Consider the following 7,361-nt stretch of genomic DNA (forward strand, 5'->3'; position numbering starts at 1 on the left):
CGATTTCAGCGGGATCGGAGGTACATAAATCAGCAACAGCGGATCGACCATCCCCCTCTTTCGGCGATTCAGTCCGCCCTGAAAGCTCGTTGACGTCAATGGTGGAAGACGTTACATTCAAGAAGGCGTCAACCCAAACTGACAAGACGCTCCGCGGAAAGCGCAATGATGTCCAGCTAGAATAGCCATTAACCAACTGGAGGACCCCAAGATGATCGAGATCAACGGAATCAAGATACACGGCTTCGAGCAAATGACCACCGCAGAGGTCATGCCGCCGGACCCACACGCGATTCAGAGGGCCGCGGACGCGATCTTCGCAGATTAAGTGATTCAAGAAGTCATAAGGGCACTCGCCGATCGATAGCCCCCGCCGCACCACAGACTATGAAAAACTAAGCATTTCCAGTAAGCCCAACGACAATGATGGCCAGTGCGCTACCTCTCCCCCCGGCAGTATGCTATATTACAAGCGAAGCGCTTACAATTGCCGCAACGGCAAGGGTCGCCTGCCCCACTGCGGCGGCGGCCAGCGCACGAAAGGACAAGCAGATGCCAATTATTTTTCACGAGACGGATCAGGTCTTCCATCTCCACAACAACCAGATCAGTTACGTGATGCAGGTGCTTCCCAATGGCCAGCTCGCGCAGCTGTATTTTGGCGCAGCCATTCGCGACACCGACCACCTCGCCACCCTCGCGCGGGCCACGTACCCGTTCGACGCGGCCGCGCCCGACATGACGATCATGGAACAGCTCCAGCGCGAGTACCCGGACTTCGGCACCGGCGACATGCGCGCGCCTGCGTTTGCACTTGAGCAAGCAAACGGCAGCCACGTGACGAACTTTGTGTATTCGAGCGCAAAAATCACGCCGGGTAAGCCGCAGCTGCCCGGCCTGCCCGCGACGTATGTGGAAGCGGCCGCGGAGGCGACCACGCTGGCGGTCACGCTGGTCGATGCCTTGATTCACACGAAGTTGATTTTGACGTATACGATTTTTGAAAATAGGCCGGTGGTGACCCGCAGTGCGCGGTTTGAAAGCGACGCAGCGGAGGCCCTCACGATGACGCGGGCGATGAGTCTTTCGCTGGACCTGCCCGATCAAGACTACGAGATGCTGACGCTGAATGGCGCGTGGGCGCGGGAACGCCAGCTCAGTGTGATGCCGCTGACGCCGGGCGTGCATTCCGTCGGTAGCGTGCGCGGCCACAGTAGCGCGCAGTTCAATCCGTTTGTTGCGCTGAAACGCCCGACCACCACCGAAAATAGCGGCGAGGTGCTCGGCTTCAGCCTTGTGTATAGTGGCAACTTTCTCGCCCAGGTCGAGGCCGATCCAAACGCGATGACTCGTGTTATGTTGGGCATTCACCCGGATCATTTTGCGTGGCGGCTTGATCGCGAGCACACGTTCCAGACGCCGGAAGTCGTAATGACGTATGCCGCGCATGGGCTGAACGAAATGAGTCAGACGTTCCACGAGCTGTTTCGCACCCGTCTGTGCCGCGGCCCCTGGCGTGACAAGCCGCGGCCGATTCTCATCAACAATTGGGAGGCCACCTATTTTGACTTCGATGAGGAAAAAATTCTGAGCATCGCCCGGCTGGCCAAGCAGACCGGCATCGAGATGTTCGTCCTCGACGATGGCTGGTTCGGCAAACGCAACGATGACCGCCATTCACTGGGCGATTGGCAGCCAAATCTCACCAAGCTCCCAGGCGGCATCGCGGGGCTGGCGACGAAGATCAACGCGTTAGGGCTGCGGTTTGGCCTGTGGTTCGAACCGGAAATGGTCAATCCGCAAAGTGACCTGTACGCCGCCCATCCGGACTGGGTGCTGGCCACCCCGGAGCGGCCGATCTCGGTGGGTCGCCATCAGTATGTGCTCGATTTTTCACGGCCGGAAGTCGTCGATGCCATTTACCAGCAGATGCATCAGGTGCTGGCGGGCGCGGCAATCGATTATGTCAAGTGGGACATGAACCGCAGTTTGACCGAGGTGTTTTCCCAGGGCCAGCCGGCAGCGCTACAAGGTGAGGTCTATCACAAATTTATTTTGGGCGTTTATGATCTATATGAGCGCCTGATATCCGATTTTCCACATATTTTGTTCGAGTCCTGTGCCAGTGGCGGCGCGCGATTTGACGCGGGCATGTTGTACTACGCGCCGCAAGCCTGGACCTCCGACGACACGGATGCCGTGGAGCGCCAGAAGATCCAATACGGCACGTCGCTGGTTTACCCGCTTTCCAGCATCAGCGCCCATGTCTCCGCGGTGCCAAACGAGCAAGTCGGCCGCACCACGCCGCTTGCGACTCGCGCCAATGTCGCGCTATTCGGCACGTTTGGCTACGAGCTCGACCTCGCCAAGCTCAGCGCCGCGCAGCTGGCGGAAGTCTCTCGGCAGGTCGCGTTTATGAAGCAGTATCGCGCGCTGATTCAGGGCGGCACGTTCTACCGCCTGCTCAGTCCTTACGACGGCGACCGCGAGCAGATGGCCTGGATGGTCGTCGCGCCGGATAAAAAGCGCGCGCTGGTCGGTTACTACCGGACATTGGCGCACGCAAATGGGATGCCGTCCCAGCGGCTACGGTTGCGCGGGCTGGATGAGGGCTTGCTGTATCATGTTTCGTTGCTTGAGGAGGACCATTATGGCGATGAGTTGCAGCGGGCTGGGTTGCGGGTCACTGGCGATCTGGAACGTGGCCAACAGTTTGATGGGACGCGTGGGGATTTTCAGTCGCGGGTTTATGTTTTGACGGCGGTGGAGTGACTGGGCGCACACTTTTTGGAAAAATGAAAACGGCCACCCTGAGGAATTGCGGGTGGCCGTTTGTATAGGCAGATCAAACTATCCTAGCTGTATAGATCCTGCCGGAAGTCTTCGAGCGAGTCAAATTCAACAAAGTCGCCGCGTTCGATCTCGGCGTGTGTCTTCGAAGTAGCACAATCGAGCGGGCTGATTGTCGTCGGCTTGAACGGGAGCCCTTGGTCAACGACAACCTGTTTCAGGTAAATGTTGATTCCAGTCGAGAGGTCCATTACCAACTCGGCAAACACCGCACGCGCCGCCTCTTTACTCTCTTGATCAAGGCGCAGGCTAGTCACTGATCTGTCTTTGGGTTGCATGTGCATCACCTCGGAAAAATAATCGTACGTCATACCGCGAATGGCAATACCGGTCCGGCGTTTGTGTTACGCTGTATACACGATTGCCTCACAATATAAGCCTAAACAAAGGAGTGATTGGCATGCCCGCAAAAACCGCAAGTATTAACGTTCGTGTTGACAAACAGCTGAAAGAAGATGCACTCAGAGACTTAGACGCGCTCGGGTTGGACATGAGCACACTCATTGTGATGACGCTCAAGGCGGTGACGCGCGAACACGCGTTGCCGTTTCTTCCAACGCTGAAGCCGTCATCTGAGCTAGCGGCCTCTATTGATGATATCAAGACTGGCCAGCTGACAGAGATCAACGATGTAGTCGATTACTTCAAGCAACTAGAACATGATGCCGATGCCGATTAAAGAAACCGCCCACTATGCGCGACAGCTCAAAAGACTGCATAAAAAGCATTACAGGCTCAGCGCCTATAAAGTGGCCTTTGATGCCCTGCACGTGGAGTGACTGCGCGGACAATTTTGATAGACGAAAACGGCCACCTCGCGGAATTACGGGGTGGCCGTTTGCTTGCCCTTGCCTCGACAGATTGCTCTCCTTTCTGGCATCCTTGCACTTAGCTGTAAGCATTTATTGGCTTTACATCAAACATTACATATACTTAGATTGGTGATGTAGCATGTCATCCGCTGATTGCAGTCAAGTTATCGAGTGACTCACTCACAACCTAGAAAGCACGCAAATAATCGAGCATAATTACATAAGAACCTGATGAACGAGGAGTAAGCCAATGTTAAGACCAGATGAACAGCGCAAAGCGGCCACTGCGTTTGTTGAACGGTGGCAAGATCGTGGGAATGAGCGGCAAGATAGTCAGACTTTCTGGTTGGACCTACTTGCAAATGTATACGGGATTGATCAGCCTGGGGAATATATCAGTTTCGAAGATCAAGTGCACCTTGACCACGCGAGCTTTATCGACGGCTACATCACCGCAACAAATGTGATGATCGAACAAAAAGGCCGAACCAAGGACCTTCGTAAAGGTATCAAGCAGTCAGACGGCACTTTTTTGACGCCATTTCAGCAGGCCCAACGTTACGCTATGAATCTGCCCTACTCTCAGCGCCCGCGTTGGATCATCACCTGCAATTTCACCGAATTCTATGTCTACGATATGGAGCGACCAGGTGGGGACCCAGCTGTCATTGCCCTTGCGAACCTGCCAGAGGAATGCTATCGATTAGACTTTCTGGTCGACCAAGCGAATCCGCATCTCGAAAGAGAGATCCAAGTCTCCATGCAGGCTGGCGATCTGGTCGGAAAAATCTATGACGAGTTGCTCAAGCAATACCGCGATCCGGACTCTGATGAAACGCAGCGCGCAATCAACCAGTTATCAGTTCGACTCGTCTTTTGCCTCTATGCCGAAGATGCTGGACTGTTTGGTCGGCACGGTATGTTCCACGATTACCTAGCCGACTTCGGGACACGCTTCTTGCGCAACGCTGTTATCGACCTCTTTCGTGTCCTCGATACACCAATCGACAAACGCGACCCCTACCTTGATCAGAAACTAGCCGAATTCCCGTACGTGAATGGTGGCATGTTTGCTGATAAAAACATTGAGATCCCGCAGTTTACTGACGAATTGCGGACGCTCTTACTTGAACACGCAAGCGCTGATTTTGACTGGTCACAGATCAGTCCGACTATCTTCGGTGCGGTGTTTGAAAGTACCCTGAATCCAGAAACCCGTCGCCAAGGCGGCATTCACTACACTTCTATTGAGAACATCCACAAGCTGATCGACCCACTGTTCTTAAATGATTTGCGCGGCGAACTTGAAGACATCAAGAAGCTCAATCAACCTGCTTCGGTAAAACGTCGTGCAACCGCCTTTCAAGATAAACTCGCAGGGTTGACATTTCTCGACCCGGCCTGTGGTTCAGGCAACTTCTTGACCGAGACCTATTTGTCATTGCGCAAACTGGAAAATGAAGCAATTCGGTTGATATATGGCGACCAGAATATGCTGGCTTTGGAAAAGCAGATCATCAAAGTCTCAATCCAGCAATTCTATGGCTTCGAGATCAACGACTTTGCCGTTTCAGTTGGGAAAACAGCCTTGTGGATCGCCGAATCTCAGATGATGGAAGAGACCAAATCCATTGTCTACACCAATATCGACTTCTTACCACTCAAGACATACACCAATATCACCGAAGGCAACGCCCTACGCTTGGACTGGGCGGCATTGGTACCAGCAGACCGACTGAGTTACATCATTGGCAATCCGCCTTTCAACGGTGCGCGTCTTATGAGCAAGGATCAAAAGGCTGACCTCGAGCAGGTCGATACTCACGTGGCAGGAATCGGCAATCTCGATTACGTAGCTGGTTGGTATCTCAAGGCTGCTCAACTGATGCAGGGTCATACCATTCGTGCCGCATTTGTATCAACCAACTCGATCACTCAAGGGGAACAAGTTGCCCTATTGTGGCGGCCGATGTTCAAACGCTATCACATGCATATCGACTATGCATATCAGACGTTCAAATGGACAAGTGAAGCTAAGGAGAGAGCGGCGGTTTTCTGCGTGATTGTTGGATTTAGCCAGACATACAATGCGCAAAAGGTCATTTATACTAGTGGCGGGCAGCCAGTATTAGTCAAGCATATTAATCCCTACCTGGTCGATGCCAAGGATGCCTTCATCGAAAGCCGCCGGGCACCGATTTGTCCTGTCCCCAGGATTGGAATTGGAAATAAGCCAATTGACGATGGTAATTACCTATTTGAAGAGGCCGAGATGGAAGCGTTTATCAACGCTGAGCCCGCCTCAAAGCCATACTTCAAGCCGTGGTATGGATCGCGTGAATTCATCAATCGAAAGCCTCGCTACTGTTTATGGGTCGGTGACGCAACGCCAAGCGAGCTGCGCAAGATGCCGCGTGTGATGGAACGAATCCAAAGAGTGCAAGAATTCCGCCTAGCAAGCGATAGTCTAGGTACGCGCAAGTTGGCTGAACGGCCAACCCACTTTCATGTTGAGAATATGCCAAAAGGAAATTATCTGGTTATTCCAAGCGTGAGTTCCGAAAGGCGCAGATACATTCCAATTGGTTTCATGTCCCCAGACGTACTGGCCAGCAACCTCGTTTTGGTTGTTCTTGACGCCAATCTCTACGATTTCGGCGTGCTCACCTCTAATGTGCATATGGCCTGGATGCGCACCGTCGCAGGACGTCTAGAGATGCGATATCGGTACTCCGCTAAAGTTGTCTATAATAATTTTCCCTGGCCCAATGTTACCGCTGATCAGCAGGCTATGATTTCTGAAACTGCCCAGCAGATATTGGATGCCCGTGCGCTGTATCCGGACAGCTCTTACGCTGACTTATATGATGAGCGTACAATGCCAAGTGAATTGCGGAAGGCACACCAGAATAATGATCGCGCCGTCATGCGTGCATACGGTATGGACGTCGCTACTACTACCGAAAGCGACAGTGTTGCGAAGCTCTTTGCGCTGTATGCACATTTAACAAAGTGATTGAGAATAAGCTCTCACACGATCTAGATAGACCGAAAACGGCCACCTCGCGGAATTTGCGGGGTGGCCGCTTGTGTACGCACTGTCATTCTGAGAGTTCTCCATCCTTTTGATCCGTCACGCTGAGCTTGATTTTCATCTCCAGCGCCGCCGCATACCGACAAAGCGTCCGAAGCGACGGCACCGCATCAAGCCGCTCGATCTTGGCGAGCTGTGCAACCCGCATCCCCATCCGCGCGGCCAGGTCTTTTTGCGAAATATCGCGGCGGAATCGGGTCGCTTGTAACACGCTCAGGGCATCGATCAGCTCAAGTTCCTCCGGGGGAATACTGACAATGTGTAACTTATATTCCTGCCAGGTCGTCATATGGTCGGGTTCCTTTCATTTGAACGTGTCCGCGCCCCTCACCCAACGACCCCATCGTCATACCGCTTCAGCCAGGTCTGAAACAGCTCGAACCACGCGGCGACGGCTGGCACAATGCCGTCGCTGTGCGCGGCATCCCATGTTTCACGGTCGGCCAGGCTGAGGCCGTGGCGCCCTTCTGGAAAGAGATGGCATTCACAAGACACACCGGCAGCGTGCAATGCCTGGGCATACAGCAACCTGGATTATTCATAGAATTTCAAAAAAGCAGCGCAATCCCACGATTCACACGGGACTGCGCTGCTTTGGTGTTTCA

General features: G+C 53.6%; 6 protein-coding genes. 3 read left to right on the top strand and 3 right to left on the bottom strand.

Translation table 11 applies throughout. From position 1 onward, the window contains the following. Nucleotides 1–552: 552 nt before the first annotated feature. Entirely contained in the window at nt 553–2,772 is a 2,220-nt protein-coding gene (locus JUE67_RS07250; RefSeq protein ID WP_203637102.1) for an alpha-galactosidase, read from the top strand. Between the two features lie 83 nt (nt 2,773–2,855). Here JUE67_RS07250 and JUE67_RS07255 read toward each other — a convergent pair whose 3' ends face one another. Continuing rightward, nucleotides 2,856–3,161 carry a type II toxin-antitoxin system RelB/DinJ family antitoxin gene (locus tag JUE67_RS07255; protein ID WP_236002631.1) on the bottom strand — a complete coding sequence of 102 codons (306 nt, stop codon included), beginning with the start codon at nt 3,159–3,161 and terminating at the stop codon, nt 2,856–2,858. A gap of 89 nt (nt 3,162–3,250) precedes the next feature. Between JUE67_RS07255 and JUE67_RS07260 the strand changes: the two genes are divergently transcribed. After that, a complete protein-coding gene (locus JUE67_RS07260) occupies nt 3,251–3,529 on the top strand; it encodes a type II toxin-antitoxin system RelB/DinJ family antitoxin (protein WP_203626554.1) in 279 nt (92 codons plus the stop codon). 383 nt (nt 3,530–3,912) lie between these two features. Then, nucleotides 3,913–6,678: a DNA methyltransferase gene (locus JUE67_RS07265; RefSeq protein ID WP_203626553.1), complete on the top strand. Its 2,766-nt coding sequence runs from the start codon at nt 3,913–3,915 to the stop codon at nt 6,676–6,678. A gap of 85 nt (nt 6,679–6,763) precedes the next feature. Here JUE67_RS07265 and JUE67_RS07270 read toward each other — a convergent pair whose 3' ends face one another. Together JUE67_RS07270 and JUE67_RS07275 are read right to left on the bottom strand one after the other, a co-directional pair. After that, complete coding sequence (locus JUE67_RS07270; protein WP_203626552.1) at nt 6,764–7,045, bottom strand: helix-turn-helix domain-containing protein; 282 nt, start codon at nt 7,043–7,045, stop codon at nt 6,764–6,766. Nucleotides 7,046–7,083: 38 nt separating this feature from the next. Next, entirely contained in the window at nt 7,084–7,251 is a 168-nt protein-coding gene (locus tag JUE67_RS07275; protein WP_203626551.1) for a hypothetical protein, read from the bottom strand. Nucleotides 7,252–7,361: the final 110 nt, after the last annotated feature.

Origin of the sequence: Lacticaseibacillus mingshuiensis, from assembly GCF_016861785.1 — a bacterium.
GTDB lineage: Bacteria > Bacillota > Bacilli > Lactobacillales > Lactobacillaceae > Lacticaseibacillus > Lacticaseibacillus mingshuiensis.

Excerpts from the sequence above, each read along its gene's own strand:
- JUE67_RS07250 (WP_203637102.1), top strand. The coding sequence starts at position 553 with ATGCCAATTATTTTTCACGAGACGGATCAGGTCTTCCATCTCCACAAC.
- JUE67_RS07255 (WP_236002631.1), bottom strand. The coding sequence starts at position 3,161 with ATGACGTACGATTATTTTTCCGAGGTGATGCACATGCAACCCAAAGAC.
- JUE67_RS07260 (WP_203626554.1), top strand. The coding sequence starts at position 3,251 with ATGCCCGCAAAAACCGCAAGTATTAACGTTCGTGTTGACAAACAGCTG.
- JUE67_RS07265 (WP_203626553.1), top strand. The coding sequence starts at position 3,913 with ATGTTAAGACCAGATGAACAGCGCAAAGCGGCCACTGCGTTTGTTGAA.
- JUE67_RS07270 (WP_203626552.1), bottom strand. The coding sequence starts at position 7,045 with ATGACGACCTGGCAGGAATATAAGTTACACATTGTCAGTATTCCCCCG.